The organism is Thiothrix fructosivorans (assembly GCF_017349355.1).
Lineage (GTDB): Bacteria > Pseudomonadota > Gammaproteobacteria > Thiotrichales > Thiotrichaceae > Thiothrix > Thiothrix fructosivorans.
This window is the reverse complement of record NZ_JAFMPM010000006.1, coordinates 1131080-1149622: the sequence shown is the minus strand read 5'-3', so window position 1 is coordinate 1149622 and position 18543 is coordinate 1131080. Positions and strand designations below refer to the sequence as shown.

Annotated in this window: 17 protein-coding genes; 8 read left to right on the top strand and 9 right to left on the bottom strand. The window is 51.0% G+C overall.

Translation table 11 applies throughout. The annotated features are described in order from the left end of the window. Positions 1-7: 7 nt before the first annotated feature. From atpE to J1836_RS09040, 3 genes are read right to left on the bottom strand one after another with little or no spacing between them, the layout of a single operon-like run. The gene (gene atpE, locus J1836_RS09050) at positions 8-295 is read right to left on the bottom strand and encodes a F0F1 ATP synthase subunit C (RefSeq protein WP_202716014.1); all 288 of its coding nucleotides are present in this window, start codon (positions 293-295) and stop codon (positions 8-10) included. A gap of 50 nt (positions 296-345) precedes the next feature. Then, complete coding sequence (gene atpB / locus J1836_RS09045) at positions 346-1200, bottom strand: F0F1 ATP synthase subunit A (RefSeq protein WP_207250802.1); 855 nt, start codon at positions 1198-1200, stop codon at positions 346-348. 41 nt (positions 1201-1241) lie between these two features. Continuing rightward, complete coding sequence (locus J1836_RS09040; RefSeq protein ID WP_207250801.1) at positions 1242-1592, bottom strand: ATP synthase subunit I; 351 nt, start codon at positions 1590-1592, stop codon at positions 1242-1244. A gap of 278 nt (positions 1593-1870) precedes the next feature. Here J1836_RS09040 and J1836_RS09035 point away from each other — a divergent pair, with 278 nt between their 5' ends. Continuing rightward, on the top strand, positions 1871-2302 hold the full coding sequence (locus J1836_RS09035; RefSeq protein ID WP_207250800.1) for a thioredoxin family protein: 432 nt from the start codon (positions 1871-1873) through the stop codon (positions 2300-2302). A 45-nt stretch (positions 2303-2347) separates the two neighbouring features. Here the strand turns inward: J1836_RS09035 and J1836_RS09030 are convergent, their stop codons facing one another. Beyond that, on the bottom strand, positions 2348-3094 hold the full coding sequence (locus tag J1836_RS09030) for a LytR/AlgR family response regulator transcription factor (protein ID WP_207250799.1): 747 nt from the start codon (positions 3092-3094) through the stop codon (positions 2348-2350). A 7-nt stretch (positions 3095-3101) separates the two neighbouring features. Continuing rightward, the gene (locus J1836_RS09025) at positions 3102-4085 is read right to left on the bottom strand and encodes a sensor histidine kinase (RefSeq protein ID WP_242632784.1); all 984 of its coding nucleotides are present in this window, start codon (positions 4083-4085) and stop codon (positions 3102-3104) included. Positions 4086-4393: 308 nt separating this feature from the next. Between J1836_RS09025 and argH the strand changes: the two genes are divergently transcribed. After that, a complete protein-coding gene (argH, locus tag J1836_RS09020) occupies positions 4394-5794 on the top strand; it encodes an argininosuccinate lyase (RefSeq protein WP_207250797.1) in 1401 nt (466 codons plus the stop codon). A 41-nt stretch (positions 5795-5835) separates the two neighbouring features. On the opposite strand, the gene lspA is transcribed toward argH, so the two are convergent. Both lspA and ileS read right to left on the bottom strand, forming a co-directional pair. Then, the gene (gene lspA, locus J1836_RS09015) at positions 5836-6360 is read right to left on the bottom strand and encodes a signal peptidase II (RefSeq protein ID WP_207250796.1); all 525 of its coding nucleotides are present in this window, start codon (positions 6358-6360) and stop codon (positions 5836-5838) included. Beyond that, entirely contained in the window at positions 6353-9172 is a 2820-nt protein-coding gene (gene ileS / locus J1836_RS09010; protein WP_207251508.1) for an isoleucine--tRNA ligase, read from the bottom strand. Before ileS ends, lspA begins: the two co-directional genes overlap by 8 nt. Before the next feature lie 193 nt (positions 9173-9365). Here ileS and J1836_RS09005 point away from each other — a divergent pair, with 193 nt between their 5' ends. From J1836_RS09005 to hflX, 5 genes are all read left to right on the top strand, one after another. Next, positions 9366-11258 carry a S1C family serine protease gene (locus J1836_RS09005; RefSeq protein ID WP_207250795.1) on the top strand — a complete coding sequence of 631 codons (1893 nt, stop codon included), beginning with the start codon at positions 9366-9368 and terminating at the stop codon, positions 11256-11258. A gap of 8 nt (positions 11259-11266) precedes the next feature. Continuing rightward, complete coding sequence (mutL, locus tag J1836_RS09000) at positions 11267-13141, top strand: DNA mismatch repair endonuclease MutL (RefSeq protein WP_207250794.1); 1875 nt, start codon at positions 11267-11269, stop codon at positions 13139-13141. Beyond that, complete coding sequence (gene miaA / locus J1836_RS08995; protein WP_207250793.1) at positions 13141-14070, top strand: tRNA (adenosine(37)-N6)-dimethylallyltransferase MiaA; 930 nt, start codon at positions 13141-13143, stop codon at positions 14068-14070. Before mutL ends, miaA begins: the two co-directional genes overlap by 1 nt. Before the next feature lie 157 nt (positions 14071-14227). Then, positions 14228-14458 (top strand): RNA chaperone Hfq, encoded by a 231-nt coding sequence (gene hfq / locus J1836_RS08990; protein ID WP_028490436.1) that lies wholly within the window; start codon positions 14228-14230, stop codon positions 14456-14458. Between the two features lie 32 nt (positions 14459-14490). Continuing rightward, positions 14491-15771, top strand: a complete 1281-nt coding sequence (gene hflX / locus J1836_RS08985; RefSeq protein WP_207250792.1) for a ribosome rescue GTPase HflX — start codon at positions 14491-14493, stop codon at positions 15769-15771. A gap of 36 nt (positions 15772-15807) precedes the next feature. Here the strand turns inward: hflX and rho are convergent, their stop codons facing one another. Together rho and trxA are read right to left on the bottom strand one after the other, a co-directional pair. Further along, on the bottom strand, positions 15808-17067 hold the full coding sequence (rho, locus tag J1836_RS08980) for a transcription termination factor Rho (protein WP_207250791.1): 1260 nt from the start codon (positions 17065-17067) through the stop codon (positions 15808-15810). Positions 17068-17358: 291 nt separating this feature from the next. Beyond that, entirely contained in the window at positions 17359-17685 is a 327-nt protein-coding gene (gene trxA / locus J1836_RS08975; protein ID WP_207250790.1) for a thioredoxin TrxA, read from the bottom strand. Positions 17686-17830: 145 nt separating this feature from the next. Between trxA and J1836_RS08970 the strand changes: the two genes are divergently transcribed. After that, complete coding sequence (locus tag J1836_RS08970; protein WP_207250789.1) at positions 17831-18514, top strand: DUF3108 domain-containing protein; 684 nt, start codon at positions 17831-17833, stop codon at positions 18512-18514. Positions 18515-18543 lie beyond the last annotated feature (29 nt).

Sequence of the window (18543 nt, the reverse complement as noted above, 5' to 3'; positions counted from 1 at the left end):
CGGGGAATTAACCAGCGCCCAGTGCTGCTTTAGCTGCGCCGATGAACGGGTTAGCAAAGATGAACCACATGGAGATACCCAGAACGATCATTGGGAATGCTTCCATCAGACCGCCAGTGAACAGCATTTGACCGGTCAATTGCGCACGCATTTCAGGTTGACGAGCGATGCCTTCGATAAATTTAGAACAGATCATACCCCAGCCCAGTGCTGAACCCAAACCAGCAGCCGCCAAGATAATGCCAACGCCTACCGCAGTGTAGGAATAGATCATTGCAATTGAAGTTGCATCCATTGTGAAGTCTCCAAGAAAAGTTAAAAATCAAAAAATAAAACTAGAAATCGTTAATGGTCTTCGCCGCTCTGGCTAGCCAATCCTAAGTACACGATAGTCAGCAGCATAAAGATGAATGCTTGCAACGGTACGACCAGCATGTGGAAAATCGCCCAGAGTGAACCCAGCGCAATCTGTGCAGGCATTGCCCAAACCGAGAACGCCAACAGTGCAATCAACAGGAACAGCAATTCGCCTGCGAACATGTTTCCGAACAAACGAAGGCCGAGACTGACAGGCTTTGCCACTTCCTCAATCGCTGTCATGATGATATTGACTGGCATCAGGTACGGACCAAAGGGGTGGAACAAGAATTGCTTGATATAACCCACCAAACCTTTGTGCTTGATGTTGTAGAAGATGATCAGCGCAAACACGGACAATGCCAATGCAAAGGTGGTGTCCAAGTTGGTGGTAGGGACAACTTTCAAGTAGACATGGTGCGGGTCAGCACCAAACAAACCTGCAATACCGCCCGCCAATGCTGGCAGTAAATCGGCTGGTAAGAAGTCCATTGAGTTCATGAACAGAACCCACATAAAAATAGTGATCGCCAAAGGCCCGATCAGACCATCAGCATTGGGGAAAATGTCTTTTACTTGTTGGTTGACGAACTCAACAATGGTTTCCGCGACGTTTTGCGCCCCGGTAGGCTTATCAGGATTGAGATTTTTGCCGATTTTCCAAGCAAAGAAAGCAAGCAAACCTGCGAGTAACACACTAAACAACAGAACATCGACGTGAACGACACTGAAGTCAACAATCTTGACTTGCTCACCGTGTTCAACGCCAACACTCCAGTTGGTTAGATGGTGCTGGATGTACTCAACAGGATTTGATATTGCTGGCGCATTTGATTCGCTCACAATTCACTCCGTACACAAAGTTAAAAAATCTCGTGCTGGCATCACTCGACTTGGCGAGTTCCCATCAGCATGTAGGCCAGTTGCGACACCATAAACGTGCCTAACAAAGGTACAGGGGATAACTTCAAGTAGCCCAGCCCTAACCCTAACGCAACCAACACAAATACAAATCGTTGTACCACACCGAAATACAAAGCATTCACGCTTTGCTGTGGACTGGTTTTTGCTATCTCCCCCGCTTGCGCAACGCGACGGGACAATAGCAGAGTGTTCGCGAGTGCAATTGCACCACCATATAAAGCAGGCAACAATGCTGCTTCACCCTGATAATGTGACGACACTGCTACACCAGCCAGCATCAGGATGAATTGAATTATAAGTATGCTTCGCATCTGCTCCTCTGGAGAAGGCCTAAGCATAGCCTTCTCGTGCGTAAGTTCAAGTGGAGTATAAATACATACTAATATACGGTCAACCACTCGGGCTTATCCTCACCCTTAAGGCAACAGGCGCGTATTATATATCCCTTTCGGAATATCCCGCCACAACTAAATGCCCTATATTTTGTCTATAAACTGAAGAATGATAAAGGCTTACACTTCAGGAGGAGAATATTATGTACGTAAATCGACGACCTACTCACACCGTGCTCACAGCAATACTGATACTAATGGCGCTAGCTCAACCCGCGCAGGCGGATGGAAATATCGCGGAAGCCCATGATTTTCATGCACTGCAACAAGAAATGCAAGCGAAAGGATTGCCGTTGTTATTAGCATTTCGTGCCGACTACTGCGGATTCTGCAAACAACTCGAAGCTGAATACCTCCAACCGATGCTAACGAGTGGCAAATACGACACACGTATTCTGATCCGCCGTTTCACGCTGGATAATGAAGAAAGCATTGTTGATTTCAACGGCAACAAAATAGATGCTGAAGCATTTGCAGCACGTCACGATGCGGCGCTAACACCAACCGTCGTGTTTTTGAATGCCGAAGGCAAAGAAGTAGCAGAACGCTTATTAGGCTATAACAGCCCTGATTTTTACGGTGCTTATTTGGAAGAAGCTATTGCTACCGCGCAAAAAGCCGTGCAGTAAGCTAAAAAAAGGGGCGTGTACACTCACGCCCCTAAACAGGAGAAATTAACGGTTACGTACAAACCGGCGTACTTCCGCCAAATGACGGCGGCTGACTTCCAGTTGGTCTTTGACGTTATCCAACACAATTTGAGTACGCCCAACCGATGACTTAGACAACCCCGCAATCGCGGTTTTAGACACCAGCGCATTGCGGTGAATGCGGATAAAACGATCCGCCAAATCGGTTTCCAGCGACTTCAGTGACTCTTCAATGATGACCTCACCCTTTTTGTGACGCACAGTCACGTATTTTTGGTCAGCTTGGAAATACACCACATCTTCGATGGGAATCAGTTCGAGATTGCCACGCATCCGCGCACAAATATGCTTGCGCGACAACATGCTGCGACCCTCGCGGTTTTCCAGCGCTTCCATACGTTGCGCACGGTTCAGTGAACGGGCTTGTTCCAGACTTTGTAATAATTGTTCTTGTCTAATAGGCTTCATAAGATACCCTGTTGCTTTTGTTGAAAAGGCTTCTAAAGCATATTCACCATACGCTGTGGTGAATATGACGGCTGGCGGGCTATCCATGCCCGAAATATGCCGAGCGGCTTCCAACCCATCCATGCCGGGCATGGAAATATCCATAAGCACGATGTCAGGCTGATAACGTTCGGTCATAATCACTGCATCCACCCCGTTTTCGGCTTCTGCACAAACTCCGTAATCGACTTGGCTCGCCAACAACCCCTTAATGCGGGCACGCGCATATTCCTCGTCATCAACGATTAAAATTTTCAATGTCATAATTCTTCTACTCCTTGGGGATGGAAAATGAAACCCGGTATTGTTGTACGTTCTTTTGGATTTTCAGATTAGCGCGGTCGCCATACGCCAAATGCAACCGCTTGACCATGTTTTCTTGGGCAATATGGTTACCTTTGGTATGAGTGCTCATGCCGGATGGGGGCAAGGGATTCGTCACGCAAACATCCAGCCGATCACCCGCATCGTACAAACTGACCGTCACCAAACCGCCGTCTTGACGCGGCTGCACACCGTGATAGACCGCATTTTCCACCAATGGCTGTAACAAAAACGGCGGAATATCCATATCCAAAGGCAAGCTGTTTTGATCCATATCGAGCTTAATGTGCAAACGTTTCTCACCCAAGCGCAAACTTTCCATACGCAAATACGCCAGTGTCAACTCTAACTCTTCTTTGAGTGCAATTCGCGACCGCTTATCGAGTGTAAGGCGCATAATATCGGCTAAGTCCAACAATGCCGCCTCTGCCTTGTTCGGATCAATGTGTACTAAGTGCGCAATGGTATTCAGGCTGTTGAACAAGAAGTGTGGGCGCATCCGCGCTTGCAAAGCATCGTATTTAGCAGCGGAATCGGCTTCAACCGTTTCCTCCCACTGACCGTGAATGTAGAAATAGCGCAGCAATACCAATGTAATGACCAGACTAATCACCAAATTCTTGAACACGAACAAGGCACTAGCGACGAGATCATTGGCAGCATCACTACCGCCCGACATCAATAACCCCAGCACCGAGGCAATCAACGTAAACGTCGCAGTCGTCGCAAAAACAATGCTGGAGGCTTGCAACACCGAAGGATTGGTTAAAAATCGACCAACAAAACACAGGGTAAACATAGAAGCAAGTGTCACCCACAGCACAAACAGTGAATGCAACCCAAGGTTCACCACAAAATCCCGCAAATCCGTTGCCACAACCAACGCCAAGACCATTGCCAACAATTCAGCCGCCAACACAGCACGTAACAACGCCTGCAGCACACAGAGATTGGGCAAATAACTTAAGGTTTTTCCATTGAATGACGGCATTTTTTGCTCTCAAACCAGCGATATGACGCACAACTAGGCTGTTGCAACGTTGTATTCTGATCCAGTTATATTGTTTATATTTTTTATAATTCCTTGACCCACCGTAGCAGGTTGAGCATTTCCTTGTATACTACTGGCAACCAACGTTGCACAAATACCACATTAAGAATTGCGTTTTTCATTCTTCCACAATGTGATAATGTTTGGCAACTTTTTTTAGCAACCTGATGAAAATTCAACATTAACCCATGAGCCAACAGCAACCAGATAGCGCCAAGGATAAACCTTGGGGCGGACGTTTCAGCGAGTCCACCGACGCCTTCGTTGAAGAATTCACCGCATCCATCACCTTCGATAAGCGCCTGTATCGGCACGACATCCAAGGCTCGCGTGCCCATGCTCGCATGTTGGGTAAGACGGGCTTATTAAACACTACTGAAGTTGAACAAATCCTGAGTGGACTCGACGAAATCGAGCTGTCCATCGAAAAAGGCGAATTGGAATGGAAAATTTCGCTGGAAGACGTTCACATGAACATCGAAGCCCGCCTCACTGACCGCATTGGCATTGCTGGCAAAAAACTTCACACCGGACGTTCCCGTAATGACCAAGTAGCAACCGACGTGCGCCTGTGGTTACGTGATCAAGTAGACGGCATCAGCCACGAATTGCGCCGCCTGCAACGCGCCTTAGTTGAAGTGGCGGAACGCGAAGCGGACACCATCCTCCCCGGTTTCACCCACCTGCAAGTCGCTCAACCCATCACGTTCGGGCATCATATGCTGGCATGGTTTGAAATGCTGCAACGTGACTTCGAACGCCTACAAGATTGCCGTAAACGCATCAATGTCATGCCATTAGGTGCGGCCGCGTTAGCAGGCACAACCTACCCCATCGACCGTATTTACACCGCCGAATTACTCGGCTTTGACTACCCTGCCCGTAATTCCTTGGATGCTGTCAGCGACCGTGATTTCGCGATTGAATTCACCTCTACCGCTGCCCTGATCATGATGCACTTATCACGCTTCTCCGAAGAATTGGTGCTGTGGACATCTGCGCAATTTGACTTTATCCGCCTACCGGATCGCTTTTGCACCGGCTCTTCCATCATGCCGCAGAAGAAAAATCCTGACGTACCAGAATTAGTGCGTGGCAAAAGTGGACGCGTCTTCGGACATTTGTTTGCCCTGTTGACCCTAATGAAAGGTCAACCATTGGCGTACAACAAAGACAATCAGGAAGACAAAGAACCGCTGTTTGACACCGTGGATACCTTGTTCGGTAGCTTACGTGCTTTTGCTGACATGATGCCGCACGTCCAACCCAAGCCAGAAAAAATGCGCAAAGCAGCGATGCAAGGCTTCTCCACCGCCACCGATTTAGCGGATTATCTGGTGCGCAAAGGCTTACCGTTCCGCGATGCCCACGAAGTCGTCGGCAAAGCCGTCGCGTTGGGTGTCGAAACGGAGCGTGATTTAAGCGAAATGCGTCTGGAAGAACTGCAAGCATTTTCCAACACCATCACCGACGACGTGTTTGCCGTGTTGACGTTGGAAGGTTCGGTGGCTGCGCGTAACCACCTAGGTGGCACAGCCCCCGCCCAAGTGAAACAGCAAGTCATTATTGCCCGCGAACTCATCGCCTGACACCGCAGGGGCGCATCTATGTGTGCGCCCTCTTAATATTCTTACTCAATCTCATCCGCCGCAAACAGGCTCAAAAATACCAGCAAGATTGCCCCGCCCGTAATCGCCATATCTGCGACATTAAAAATGGCAAAATGGTAGTTTTCCATCACAAACGGAATATCGAAATAGACCGCAATAAAATCGATGACTTTGCCGTACAGCAAGCGATCAATCAGATTACCAATCGCCCCGCCCAGCACCAATGCCAAGCCAACTGCCGCCCAGACTTGACGCTTCTTTAAGCGACGCAGCCAATTCACAATAAACACGCACACAATCACAGCCAACGTCGCAAAAAACCAACGTTGCCACCCATCTTGACTTCCCAAAAAGCTAAACGCCGCGCCGGGATTATAGCTCAAGGTAAAATCCAAATGGGGAAGCACCCGAAAGGTATTACCGGGATCGACCAAACTGGATTCCGCCATCCACTTGGTCAACTGATCAAGGAAAATCACCACTGCTGACACCCACAACCAACCCAGCATCCCAGTATCCGCCGAAAGCGAACGAAAACTACGCATAGTTGCGCACCTCGCCTGCACCGTCGATATTGTCGATACAACGCCCACACAATTCAGGGTGTTCCGCATGGCTACCCACGTCGGCGCGGTGATGCCAGCAGCGCGTACATTTTGCGTGTTCCGAACGGCTGACGCGCACGCGGACATGCTCTAAGACCTCCACCGCATCCGCTGGGGCAACCGCGAGATCGTACAGGTGAACGCCTGACGTAATCAGCACAAAGCGCAATTCTTCGCCCAGTTTCAGCAGCGAATCCGTGCCTGCTTCGCTAGCCAATTTACGGTAATAAATACTGACTTCCGCATCCAAACTTGCACCAATTTTTCCGGCAACCCGCACGGCTTCCAACTGCTTGCTAATGAGTTCGCGCAACACAAACACATAGCTCCACTCATTCGCGGACAGCTTATCCGTGTCATCCAAGCGGAACAGACCGTCATACCATTGCGTAAACAGCACGAAATCTTCGGCTTTTTCACCCGGCATACTCTGCCAGATTTCCTCAGCGGTAAAACTCAACACCGGATACAACCAACGCACCAACGCATTCAAAATATGCCACGCCGCTGTTTGCGCCGAACGCCGCCCAAGGCTACCCGCCTGCATGGTGTACTGGCGGTCTTTGGTAATATCAAGGAACAAACTGCCCAGCTCGACGGTGCAGAAATTCAACACTTCCTGCGCAATCAAGTGGAAGTGGAAATTGTCGTAAGCCGCCAGCACTTTTTCTTGTACTTGCGCCGCTTGATCCACCGCCCAACGATCCAACGGCAGCATCTCGGCTGCGGGCACAAGATCGGTTGCCGGATTAAAGTCGTTCAAGTTTGCCAGCAAGAAACGCGCGGTATTACGGATACGCCGATACGCATCCGCCGTGCGTTTGAGGATTTCATCGGAAACCGACATTTCGCGGCTGTAATCGGTCGAGGCGACCCACAAACGCAGAATGTCCGCGCCCAAAGAATCCGTTACCTTTTGCGGCACGACGATATTGCCCTTGGATTTGGACATTTTCTCGCCCTTACCATCCACCACGAAACCGTGGGTCAATACGGTGCGGTAAGGTGCAGTGCCGCGTGTTCCGATTGCCGTCAGCAAGGATGACTGAAACCAACCACGATGCTGATCAGAGCCTTCCAAATACACATCCGCTGGGAATTGCAGATCGGCACGGCGTTCCAGCACCGACGCATGGGTAACACCAGAATCGAACCACACATCCAACGTATCGCCAACTTTATCGTAATGCGGCGCATCCGAACCCAACAATTCTTCTGCCGTCAGGCTGAACCACGCATCAATACCGTGTTGCTCAATCCGCTGTGCCACCGCTTCAATTAAGGCAGGCGTTTGCGGGTGCAATGCGCCAGTTTCCTTGTGGATAAACAGCGCAATCGGCACGCCCCAAGTACGCTGGCGTGAAATACACCAATCGGGGCGGTTTTGCACCATGCCCTCAATCCGCGCCTTGCCCCAATCGGGAATCCACTTCACACTCTGAATCGCCGCCATTGCTTGGGTGCGCAACCCATTTTGCTCAAGGCTGATAAACCATTGCGGGGTTGCACGGAAAATCAGCGGGGTTTTGTGCCGCCAGCAATGCGGATAGCTATGGCGCAATTTATCCGCTTTCAACAACGTGCCGCGCTCGGTCAACACTTCCAATACGTGCGGATTGGCTTTGTGAACCGATTCACCCGCAAACAATTCGGTATTCGGCAAGAAACAGCCGTCGTTACCCACAGGGTTATCCACCGGCAAGCCGTATTTCAAACCCACCACAAAGTCTTCCTGACCGTGACCGGGCGCGGTATGCACCGCACCTGTACCTGCTTCGGTAGTGACGTGATCACCCAGAATCACGGGGACTTGCCGTGCGTAAAACGGGTGTTGCAGCAACAAGCCTTCCAACGTGTCGCCTGTGCAACGCGCCAGAATCGTGTGTTCGCTGATCTCTGCACGTTGCAGTACGGCTTCCAACAAGGCTTCCGCAACAATCAAACGCTCGGTAACGGTTTGCAGCACCACGTATTCCAATTCAGGGTTCAACGCCACCGCTTGGTTAGCAGGCAATGTCCACGGCGTGGTCGTCCAAATCACCACCGACAAATCGCCCTGCCCCGCCGCGTCTGGCACACGCTTCAGCACGTCTGCCTCATCCACCACGGTAAAGCGCACATCAATCGAGAACGACGTTTTGTCGGCGTATTCCACTTCCGCTTCCGCCAACGCCGAGCCGCAATCGGTACACCAATGCACCGGCTTTGCACCTTTGTGCAAATGTCCGTTGGCAGCAATGCGTCCCAAAGCACGCACAATGTCGGCTTCGGTTTGGAAATCCATCGTCAAATACGGGTTTTCCCAATCACCCAGTACGCCCAGACGTTTGAAATCTTTGCGCTGTAAATCGATTTGTTCCGCCGCGTATTCGCGGCACGCCTTACGGAACACAAACGCATCGACTTTATCGCCCGCCTTACCAAGTTTTTCTTCGACTTTTAACTCAATCGGCAAGCCGTGGCAGTCCCAACCCGGTACATAAGGTGCATCAAACCCGTCAAGGGTTTTGCTCTTCACAATAATGTCTTTGAGGATTTTATTAACGGCATGACCGATATGAATCGTGCCGTTCGCATACGGCGGGCCATCGTGCAGAATGAATTTGGGGCGACCTTGCGCTTTAGCACGCAATTGCTGGTAAAGCTGGCAATTTTCCCAGTCTGCCAGCATCCCCGGCTCACGTTTTGCCAAGTCGCCGCGCATCGGAAACAGCGTGTTCGGCAGGTTGAGGGTGTGCTTGTAGTCCGTCATCATTCGATCCTATTGTCTTCTTGAGGCGTATGCCATGCCATAAGTGCCGAAGAATACCAAGTTTTACCTTAAAAACCGATAGATTACCGTCAGATTAAAGTGTTTTCACTCAACCAACGGATACGCTATAGTCCTTTAATTATTTATACCGACCCCTCAGGGCTGTGATTATTCTATATAACGGGACTTAAAAATGCGCCAAACAACGATTATTACCAGCACACTCTTGTGCCTTGGCCTTGCCAGCTCGCCTAACTTATTGGCTGAAATCAGCATCAACCCACCCGTAACCCCACAGGTACAACCTGCCAATCCGTCGACTGCACCGAATGCAACCGCGCCGAATGAAGCGACCACTGAACCCACCGCACCACCTGTTGCCACCAGCTTAGCGACCGACATCTTACCGGAAATAACCGCCGCTGATGGCTCTGACCCCCGTGAAAAAATCAAAGATGCGGTCGTTAAAGTCCACATCGTGCAGCACACTTACGAAACCCTGTCACCTTGGAACTCTGATTCCCAAAAAGGTTCAGGGTCCGGCCTGATCATTGCGGGCAACCTGATTTTGACCAATGCCCACGTTGCGTCAGATGCCACCTTCCTCGAAATTCAGCGTCACAGCGAAACCAAGCGTTATGAAGCGGAAGTGGTTTACATCTCCCACGAATCTGACCTTGCCTTGCTGCGCACCAAAGATGCCAATGCTTATAAAGACGTAACGCCACTGGAACTGGGTGATCTGCCTAAAATGCAGCAATCGGTTGAGGTGTACGGCTTCCCGATTGGCGGCAATACCTTAAGCGTCACACGCGGCGTAGTCTCACGCATCGAAAAGCAAAATTACGTACACACTGGCGAAAACCTGATGGCAGCGCAAGTGGATGCTGCCATTAACTTCGGCAACAGCGGCGGCCCTGTCATTTCCGATGGCAAAGTGGTCGGCGTTGCTATGCAATCCGGTTTCTTGACCGAAAACATCGGTTACATGATCCCTACCCCCATTATTCGCCACGTTCTGGATGATATAAAAGACCACAAAGTGGATGGCTACGGCTTCCACGGTTTCCTGACACAATCCATGGAAAACCCTGCGATGCGCCGCAAATACGGCTTGGGCGAAGATCATACCGGCATATTGGTACACAAAATTTATAAGAATTCACCGGCGGACAATAAAATTCAAATCGGTGACATTGTGACACAAATTGACGGTCATAAAATCGAAAACAATGGCACGGTCGAATTCCGCCCCGGCGAATTCATCGACCACACCCATTACATTGACATGCACCAGATTGGCCAAGACATCAAATTCAAGATCATCCGTAGCGGTCAAGCGCAAGAAGTGGCATTGCGCTTGGATAAACCGGGCAAAGAATACTTGCTGGTTAAACCCAACCAATACGACAAGCAACCTACCTACTTCATTTTTGGTGGTTTAGTGTTCATGCCCTTGAATCAAGACGTGATTGACAGCATGGAAGGCACGCCAGCCCGCATTGGCGCTCTGACTTACGAGTCACCCGATGAAAAACGCAGCGAAGCAGTAATTATGACCAAGGTACTGCCTGCGGACATCAACAAGGATTACCATCATGACAACGATTTGCTGATCGAAAAGGTGAACGGCGAAACTGTGCGTGACTTCCGCGACTTCTACAACAAAGTACAAGCATCCGTGAGTGACTTCGTGACTTTGCAAGCGGCTGACGATTACCAACTGGTGATTGACCGCAAAGAAGCCATCGAACGCCAACCTGAAATTCTAACGCAATACGGTGTCAATGCGGATCGCTCTAAAGACTTGCAAGCCTTAGATCAAACAGTCGCACAACCAGCAGCAATCGCCGCTCCCGCCGCCGTTGCAACACCTGCACCTGTCGCAGCGCCAGTTGTACCTGCTGTCCCAGCACCCGTTGTTCCTGCACCTGCTGCACCAGCCGTCGTTGTACCACCCGCGCCAGCAGCGCCCGTTGCAACACCTGCGCCCGTTGTCGTTGTTCCCGCACCTGTTGCACCAGCCGTCGTGGCACCGCCCGTGCCAGCAGCGCCCGTTGCACCTGCACCAAGCGTAGGAGGCTAACGCGCTCGATGCCCATTCGCCAGCTTCCTAACCACCTCATCAACCAAATCGCCGCTGGCGAGGTGGTGGAACGCCCCGCGTCCGTGGTGAAGGAGTTGCTGGAAAATGCACTCGATGCGGGTTCAACGCGCATCGACATCGATATCGAACAAGGTGGCGGTAAACGCATCCGCATCCGCGACAATGGCAGCGGCATTCCGCAAGACGAATTGGCGCTTGCGCTCAGTCGTCACGCCACCAGTAAAATTGCCAGCTTAGACGATCTGGAACAAGTGCGTAGCCTCGGTTTTCGCGGTGAAGCCTTGCCCAGTATCGCCTCGGTGTCGCGCCTCATTCTCAGCTCCCGCCATACCGATGCCAGCCAAGGCTGGACACTGTTTGGCGATGGACAAGAAGTCTTCGACGCACCCACTCCCGTTGCCCACGCAACCGGCACGACGGTGGATGTCGTCGACCTATTTTTTAATACCCCCGCCCGCCGCAAATTCCTTAAAACCGAAAAAACTGAATTCGGACATATCGAAGATATTGTACGGCGGCTCGCGCTCAGCCGTTTCGATGTGGGTTTTGAGCTGAATCATAACCAAAAAAATACCTTGCGCTTGCGCTCTACGGATGACCGTGCCAGTGCCGAACGGCGTGTGGCTGAAATCTGTGGCAGTGCTTTTGTCGAACAAAGTTTGTATCTGGATTACGAAGCAGCAGGTTTGCGCCTGTGGGGTTGGGTAGGCTTGCCAACGTTTTCACGCTCGCAAGCGGATTTGCAATATTTTTATGTCAACAGCCGCAATATCCGCGATAAGCTGATTAGCCATGCGGTCAAGCAAGCGTATCAGGATGTGATGTACCACGGGCGGCATCCAGCGTTTGTGCTGTTTCTGGAACTGAACCCGCAATTGGTGGATGTGAATGCGCACCCGACCAAGCAAGAAGTGCGCTTTCGGGAAGGACGGCTGGTACATGATTTTTTGTTTCGCACCTTGCATCAGGCATTGGCGGATATTCGACCGGGGGATGAGGCAGGTGCGCCTACGCAGTTGCCGCCTAGCAACGTTACCCCTCACCCCCAATCCCTCGCCCTCAAGGGGCGAGAGGAGCAAGAAAAGTCAGAACCAGTAGCGCAACCTTATCGTCCGGTTTATCAACCGCAGTATCAGCAGCGTTTGCAGATGCCCGTGCGCGAACAGATGGCGGCTTATCAGCAGTTGTACCAGCCGGTTGTGCCATTAGAAAACGTGGATAAACATGATATTGTCGGGCTGAAGCCCGACCTACCGCTACCGCCAGATACTGATGACATGCCGCCGCTCGGCTTCGCCATCGCACAACTGCACGGCATTTACATCCTCGCGCAAAACGCCAGCGGCTTGGTGGTGGTCGATATGCACGCCGCCCACGAACGCATTACCTACGAATACCTCAAGCAAAGCATGGCGCAAGACGCACTGCGTTCACAGCCGTTGCTCGTCCCCACCAGTGTCAACGTTAGCAAAAAAGAAGCGGATCACGCCGAACAACACGCTGACACCTTCCACGCCCTCGGCTTTGAGCTGGATCGGTTGGGGTTGGAAAAGCTCACCATCCGCGCTGTGCCAAGTCTTCTCAAAGACGGCGACACCGAAGCACTGGTACGCGATGTCCTCGCCGATTTGATCACTCACGGTGAAAGCAGCCGCATCCAGAACGCCATGAACGACATTCTGGCAACAATGGCGTGCCACGGCTCGGTACGCGCCAATCGCAAACTTAGCATCACCGAAATGAATGCCCTCCTTCGTGACATGGAACGCACCGAGCGCAGCGGGCAATGCAACCACGGTCGCCCGACGTGGACGCAAATGTCGTTGGAGCACATCGACAAACTGTTCCTGCGAGGTCGCTGATGTTACCTAAAGCCATTTGCATCATGGGGCCGACTGGCACAGGCAAGACTGATCTAGCCATCGAATTGCACAAACACTTTCCGGTGGAAATCATCAGCGTCGATTCTGCGCTGGTCTACAAGGGTATGGACATCGGCAGTGCCAAACCCGATGCTGCCACCTTAGCGCAAGCTCCACACCGCTTGATCGACTTTCTTGACCCCGCGCAGCCCTACTCTGCTGCTGAATTTCGTAGCGATGCCCTGCGTGAAATGCAAGACATCACTGCGCAAGGCAAAATCCCGCTATTGGTGGGCGGTACAATGTTGTATTTCCGCGCGCTCGAATACGGCTTATCCGACCTGCCCGAAGCCAACCCTGCGATTCGTGCACGCTTAGAAGCCGAAGCCGCCACCCACGGCTGGCAAGCTTTGCACGACCGTTTAGCCGCGATTGACCCTGTTGCTGCGCAACGCATCCACCCCAACGACCCACAACGCCTGCAACGTGCTCTCGAAGTTTTTGAGCTAACTGGCACGCCCCTCACCACACTGCAACAAGCGGCATGGCATGATGCCTGCCCGTATCAGCTATTTAAAATTGCCTTGATACCCGAAAACCGGGCGTGGTTACACGAGCGTCTTGCACAACGCTTTGAGCAAATGTTACAACAAGGCGTTGTCGACGAAGTGCAGAAACTGTTAGTGCGCGGTGACTTGGATACTCACCTCCCCGCAATACGTGCAGTGGGTTATCGACAAATTTGGGATTATTTAATTAATGAAATAGACTACAATCAAATGCGCGATCGTGCTATTGTCGCGACACGACAGCTTGCTAAACGTCAAATGACGTGGTTGCGTTCCGAAAAGGATGTGTCCTTGTATAACCCCCAAGCACTCAACCTTTCATCGGTGATCAGCAACGTTTCAACGTTTATTGGCGGATGAACGGATACGTCCGACAAACAGGCATTCTTGCGAGACGATAGAACTGATAAGCTTTTACGCGTCGAAGGAAACAAGCGACTGGCTCACGACCACCCCCCTAGCTTTAGGTGTGAGACCATAACAACCACAAACCCAAAAATATTTTTAGGAGAAGCTCATGTCGAAAGGGCACACATTACAAGAACCCTTCCTTAATGCTCTGAGAAAGGAACGGATTCCAGTCTCCATCTATTTGGTCAACGGCATCAAATTACAGGGGCATGTCGAGTCATTTGACCAATTCGTTGTACTGCTGGGTAATACCGTCAGCCAACTGGTTTACAAGCACGCTATTTCCACGATCGTGCCAGCTCGCCCGATTAAATTGGCACTGGCTCCCGAAGAATAAGCCACGCCTCCCCAACATAGGAAGATTGCCGATTGGAACTGTTTGAACGCCCCGGTGGCGGTGAAAATGCTGTCCTTGTTCAAATTAGTTTCAATACGGCAAAGTCTGTTAAGGACGAAAAGGAATTCATCGAACTTGCTGATTCGGCTGGCGCACGAGTGGTCGGCTTTATCAGTGGTTCGCGTCAACGCCCCGACCCCCGCTACTTTGTGGGTACGGGTAAAGCCGAAGAAATCCGCCAGTTGCGCGAATTACGAGATGCCAATCTCGTCATTTTCGATCACTCGCTGTCCCCCGCGCAAGAACGTAATCTCGAAAAACTGCTGCAATGCCGTGTTATCGACCGCACCGGTTTGATTCTGGATATTTTTGCGCAACGCGCCCGCAGCCATGAAGGCAAACTTCAGGTTGAACTCGCCCAGTTAAAGCACCTTTCCACCCGCCTCGTGCGCGGCTGGACGCACCTCGAACGCCAAAAAGGCGGTATCGGGATGCGCGGCCCCGGTGAAACCCAATTAGAAACCGACCGCCGTTTGATTGCCGAACGCATCAAGCAGATCGACAAGCGTTTGGAAAAAGTCCAAAACCAGCGTGAACAAGGGCGACAGTCGCGTAAAAAGGCTGAAATCCCCACCGTTTCCTTGGTTGGCTATACCAATGCTGGCAAGTCCACCCTATTCAATGCCCTGACGCAAGCAGGTGTCTACGTTGCCGATCAGTTGTTCGCAACGCTCGACCCCACTTTGCGACAAGTCCAACTGCCCAACCAACAAGAAATCATTCTGGCGGATACGGTCGGCTTCATCCGCCATCTGCCGCACGATTTGGTCGCAGCGTTCCGCTCCACCTTGCAAGAAACCATTGACGCTGACCTGTTGCTGCACGTCATCGACAGTCACGACGAACAACTCACCTTGTTCCGTGAACAGGTCAATAACGTTATTGCCGAAATCGGCGCAGAAAAAGTACCGCAAATCGAAGTCATGAACAAAATCGACCTCGGCGGATTAACCCCGCACATTGAGGAAGGCACCGGCACAACCCCCACACGCATTTACGTTTCCGCCCAAAACAATCTAGGGCTGGATGCATTGCTGGAATATTTGGGGGATTACTTTGCCGGACACATGTTCCGAGGCACATTGACGCTCAAACCCCAACATGCCCGTTTCCGTGCCAAACTGTATGCCGACAAAGCGATTCAGCAAGAAAGCATTACGGATGAGGGGAATTTCAGCCTGAATGTGATCATCGACCAACGGCGGCTCGAACAATATCTGCGGGAAGAAAATCTGTCGTTAGACGATTTGTAGTGTGGGTGGCGCGTACACGCCACCCACACTACTATTTTACCCGCGACGCATCACGTCAAAGAACTCACTATTCGTCTTGGTCTTCGACAGCTTGTCGAACAGTAATTCCATTGCTTCCAGATCATCCATACCATGCAAGAATTTACGCAATACCCACAAGGTTTGCAGTTCGTCTTGCGTGGTCAACAACTCTTCGCGACGTGTGCCGGAACGGTTGATATTGATGGCTGGGAAAACGCGCTTCTCGGAAATACGGCGATCCAAATGGATTTCCATATTACCCGTTCCCTTGAATTCTTCGTAGATAACCTCGTCCATTTTAGAACCGGTATCAATCAACGCGGTCGCGATGATGGTTAAGCTACCACCTTCTTCGATATTACGCGCCGCACCAAAGAAACGTTTGGGGCGATGCAAGGCGTTAGCATCCACACCACCCGTCAATACCTTGCCAGACGACGGCACAACGGTATTGTAGGCACGCGCCAGACGCGTAATGGAATCCAGTAGAATCACCACGTCACGCTTGTGCTCCACCAAACGCTTGGCTTTTTCGATGACCATTTCAGCCACTTGCACATGGCGAGCCGCCGGTTCGTCGAAGGTAGAGGAAACCACTTCACCTTGCACCATTCGCGACATTTCTGTGACTTCTTCTGGACGTTCGTCAATCAGTAAGACGATCAGGTAGCTGTCGGGGTAATTGGACGCAATGCTCTGCGCAATGTTTTGCAGCATGATGGTTTTACCGGCCTTCGGCGGCGCGATAATCAAACCACGTTGCCCTTTACCAAACGGCGCTACGATGTCAATAACGCGGGCAGTAATGTCTTCACGGCTACCGTTGCCCCGTTCCATACGCATCCGCTCATCGGCGTGCAGCGGGGTGAGATTTTCAAAGGCAATCTTGTTACGCGCACTTTCGGGTGGCTCGAAGTTGATGGTATCAACTTTCAGCAGCGCGAAATAACGTTCGCTATCCTTGGGTGGACGAATTTTACCGGAAACGGTATCGCCAGTACGCAGCCCAAAGCGGCGGATTTGGCTGGGTGACACATAGATGTCATCTGCGCCCGCTAAGTAGCTGGAATCATCGGAACGCAAAAAGCCGAAGCCGTCTTGCAGGATTTCCAACACGCCATCCCCGTGGATGTCGACGTTATTGGCAGCATTGGCTTTCAGCAAGGCGAAGATGATGTCTTGTTTGCGAGTACGCGAGATGCTCTCGATACCCATGGCTTGCGCCATTTCGAAGACTTCGGCGGCAGATTTCTTTTTGAGTTCAGACAGGTTCATAGATGATGAATTGATGGGAAATTAGGTGTCAATAATCAGGAAGCACCGGCTCGTCGCATCGTTCTCAATCGGAAAGGAAGCTGATTGCCCTACAGCTAGGACGCAATAATATTATCGCCTATTACAGCTCGTGTGAGAATCGTGTGATTAAGAAAACGAGACAGGATTTTCAGGAATGAATCTGGATGCAGATTCAAGTACATTAAAACTAGCACGCTAGTTTGATAGAGTCCAGCAAAATAACCCATCGCCTCTGAAAAAGGGCAACCACAGGGGGCTGCCCCCACTGTTTTAGAGGTTCTGGTTCAAGAACGCTGTCAATTGCGACTTGGATAAAGCGCCCACTTTGGTCGCTTCCACAGCACCATTTTTGAACAACATCAGAGTAGGAATCCCCCGAATGCCATAACGTGGTGGTACTTCTTTGTTGTCGTCAATGTTCAGCTTGGCCACTTTCAGTTTGCCAGCAAACTCACCGGCAATTTCTTCCAGCAATGGTGCAATCATTTTGCACGGTCCACACCACTCTGCCCAATAGTCAACCAGCACGGGTACAGTGGATTTCAGCACTTCCTGCTCAAAGGTAGCATCGGAAAGTTTAATAATGTTATCACTCACAGAAGGGGTCTCCCTGATTTTCGAGGTTTCACAGTCGCTATTCTCTAATATTTCGCGCCATCTTTGTAGTATAGCGTTTCAGAACCAACATGGCTTACTGTAGTCTAATTGGGTCAATAGCGTTTAACCAGAAGGATTGATACTAATGCAACGTTTCATCATAGCCGCAGGCTTAACTTTGTTCACTTCACTGGCAGTCGCAGCACCCGATGCTTTTCAAGCGAGTTATACCGTCACCGCCAAAGGACTTGAGATGGGGGTAATGACCACTAGCCTGCGCTATAACGGCAATACTTATACCTATCAAAAGCGTACCGAGGCTAACGGTTTAGCCGCACTACTCAGCGGTGATACCCTCACCGAACGCAGTACAGGCAAGAAAAACGGCGAGGAACTCATTCCTGCACAATACATGCATCATCACAAAAACAAGAAAAAAGATAAAAAAGACGAATTTAGCTTCGTCACACCCACGCAAACCAGCGGTACATTTAACGGCACTGCCTATCAACTCACCGTGCCCGACGGTACGCTGGATATGGCAACGCTGGAACTGTACCTAATGGATGCACTCGCCGCAGGCAAGCCCCTCAATTACCACATTGTGAGTCGGGGCAAGCTGCAAGACTATCGCCTTCGTAACGTGGGCAAGGAAACCATCAGTGTCCCCGCTGGAGAATACGACTGCGAAAAAGTGGAGGTCGTGCATACCGACGGTGAGCGTCAAACGATCTTATGGCTAGCCCCCAAACTAAATTACGCCATTGTCCAAGTGCGCCACAAAGAAGATGGCGACACCATCGAAACTCGCCTCAAACAATATCAATGATATTTTTAGACTTTTGGAGTTTATACTAC

Excerpts from the sequence above, each read along its gene's own strand:
- atpE (WP_202716014.1), bottom strand. The coding sequence starts at position 295 with ATGGATGCAACTTCAATTGCAATGATCTATTCCTACACTGCGGTAGGC.
- J1836_RS09030 (WP_207250799.1), bottom strand. The coding sequence starts at position 3,094 with ATGACATTGAAAATTTTAATCGTTGATGACGAGGAATATGCGCGTGCC.
- J1836_RS09005 (WP_207250795.1), top strand. The coding sequence starts at position 9,366 with ATGCGCCAAACAACGATTATTACCAGCACACTCTTGTGCCTTGGCCTT.
- lspA (WP_207250796.1), bottom strand. The coding sequence starts at position 6,360 with ATGCGTAGTTTTCGTTCGCTTTCGGCGGATACTGGGATGCTGGGTTGG.
- miaA (WP_207250793.1), top strand. The coding sequence starts at position 13,141 with ATGTTACCTAAAGCCATTTGCATCATGGGGCCGACTGGCACAGGCAAG.
- argH (WP_207250797.1), top strand. The coding sequence starts at position 4,394 with ATGAGCCAACAGCAACCAGATAGCGCCAAGGATAAACCTTGGGGCGGA.
- hfq (WP_028490436.1), top strand. The coding sequence starts at position 14,228 with ATGTCGAAAGGGCACACATTACAAGAACCCTTCCTTAATGCTCTGAGA.
- rho (WP_207250791.1), bottom strand. The coding sequence starts at position 17,067 with ATGAACCTGTCTGAACTCAAAAAGAAATCTGCCGCCGAAGTCTTCGAA.
- J1836_RS09035 (WP_207250800.1), top strand. The coding sequence starts at position 1,871 with ATGGCGCTAGCTCAACCCGCGCAGGCGGATGGAAATATCGCGGAAGCC.
- J1836_RS08970 (WP_207250789.1), top strand. The coding sequence starts at position 17,831 with ATGCAACGTTTCATCATAGCCGCAGGCTTAACTTTGTTCACTTCACTG.
- ileS (WP_207251508.1), bottom strand. The coding sequence starts at position 9,172 with ATGACGGACTACAAGCACACCCTCAACCTGCCGAACACGCTGTTTCCG.
- mutL (WP_207250794.1), top strand. The coding sequence starts at position 11,267 with ATGCCCATTCGCCAGCTTCCTAACCACCTCATCAACCAAATCGCCGCT.
- J1836_RS09040 (WP_207250801.1), bottom strand. The coding sequence starts at position 1,592 with ATGCGAAGCATACTTATAATTCAATTCATCCTGATGCTGGCTGGTGTA.